Origin of the sequence: Burkholderia sp. Ac-20344, from assembly GCF_017104975.1 — a bacterium.
In the GTDB taxonomy this organism is placed as follows: Bacteria; Pseudomonadota; Gammaproteobacteria; order Burkholderiales; family Burkholderiaceae; genus Burkholderia.
In genome coordinates, this window is record NZ_JAAGPP010000345.1 from 1 (window position 1) to 1,699 (window position 1,699).

General features: G+C 58.2%; 1 protein-coding gene and 1 pseudogene. One reads left to right on the forward strand and one right to left on the reverse strand.

Annotated elements, in window-relative coordinates:
* The first annotated feature begins 83 nt into the window (after window positions 1–83).
* Entirely contained in the window at window positions 84–1,133 is a 1,050-nt protein-coding gene (locus G3N64_RS39020; RefSeq protein WP_241021441.1) for an IS110 family transposase, read from the forward strand.
* A 221-nt stretch (window positions 1,134–1,354) separates the two neighbouring features.
* Here G3N64_RS39020 and G3N64_RS39025 read toward each other — a convergent pair.
* A pseudogene (locus tag G3N64_RS39025) lies at window positions 1,355–1,630 on the reverse strand (transposase); the annotation flags it as partial.
* Window positions 1,631–1,699 lie beyond the last annotated feature (69 nt).

Here is a 1,699-nt window from a genome sequence, read left to right on the forward strand (position 1 = left end):
CGCTCACCACTAATAGGATGGTCCGCCCCTCCCGTAATCGCGTAATCTGGGCCGACGCCTGTTTCCGTCCTCGGAGGTGTGCCATGAGCCAGCAGTGCTCTCCTGCGATTGCCCGCATGGGCATCGATATCGGGAAGTCCGTATTCCACGTCGTCGGACTCGACGCCAAGGGCAAACCGGTGTTCCGGAACCGATTTACGCGTGAGCGACTGCTCGAGTTCCTGGCGCGTGCGTCACCAACGATCATCGGGATGGAGGCGTGCCCTGGTAGCAACTGGCTCGCTCGCAAAGCGATTGGTCAGGGACATCAGGTCCGTATCGTGCCGGCTCAGTTCGTCAAACCGTTTGTTAAGTCGAACAAGACCGATATCGTCGACGCAGAGGCAATTGCCGAGGCGATTTCTCGTCCCACCATGCGCTTCACGCAGCCGAAGACGGAAGCACAACTCGATCTGCAGGCACTACATCGAGTTCGGCAAAGACTGGTTTCCAGCAAGACAGCCATCGTCAATCAGGCTCGTGCATTTTTGCTTGAGTACGGCCTGACTATCGGAGCTGGCCCCGCTTACTTTGTTCGCGATATGCCAAGCATCCTCGCCAACGACGGCAACGGTCTAACGCCTGCGATGCGTGAGCTGTTGCAGGAGCAGTGGCAGGAATACCGCTCCATTGAGGCACGCCTTTTGCAATTACGCCGCCAGATCGAAGCAATCGCAGGGGCCGACGATGTCGCCACACGACTGATCTCGGTACCGGGTATCGCGCATCTGACCGCAACCGCGATTACTGCCTTCGCAGGTACCGGTACGCAGTTTAAATCCGGCCGCCATTTCGCTGCCTGGCTAGGCCTTGTTCCCGGCGAATTCTCCACCGGAGGCAAGCAGCACCTGCTCGGCATCACCAAGCGAGGCAATCCATATCTCCGCAAGCTGTTGATCCACGGTGCCCGAGCGTGCGTCCTGCATCTCGATCGGACCAAGGATCATCTCGGGCTCTGGATTTCGCAGATGGAGGCGAAGGGCATACACCGCAACAAGGTCATCGTCGCACTGGCCAACAAGCTCGCGCGTATCGCGTGGACCATCCTCACGCGACGAGGAACGTTTTATCTTCGGCAGCCGCAAGCACAGTAGGCTGCCGATCACCCGTCAAGGTTTGCAGACGTGCAATTGATGACGAAACAGCGCACCGGCGTTCGGTAAACCCGGGACAAAAAAACGGCCTTCGAGGTCAGTCCACTTATTGGGAACTGAGCGCGCATATCCCATCATGGCCTTGCCGCCAAAAGCGGCTGACTCGCGAGAGGCCGGATACATTTACGCAAACTGTCTCGTCGGAGAACGCCCGCTTGCAAAGCCGGGGCGGACCATACATTTTTTGCGTTGATCTCTTTCATCACGTCCAGCTCGAGATCGCGTTCCGCCAGCATCTTCTTCAGCCGTGCGTTCTCCTGCTCGAGTTGCCTGAGCCGCTTGACGTCGGCTGCCTCCAACCCGCCGAAGTGCTGGCGCCAGTTGTAGATCGTTTGCTCGCTGATCCCATGCTTCTTCGCGACCTCCGCGACCGGCGCCTTGTCCGCCTCGCGCAGAATCGTGACCATCTGTTCGTCGGTAAACCGGCTCTTCTTCATGACTTCCTTTTCTCCGTTGGAAGCCATTCTCTCAACTTTCAGATGGTCCGAAAATTCCAGGGCAGGTCA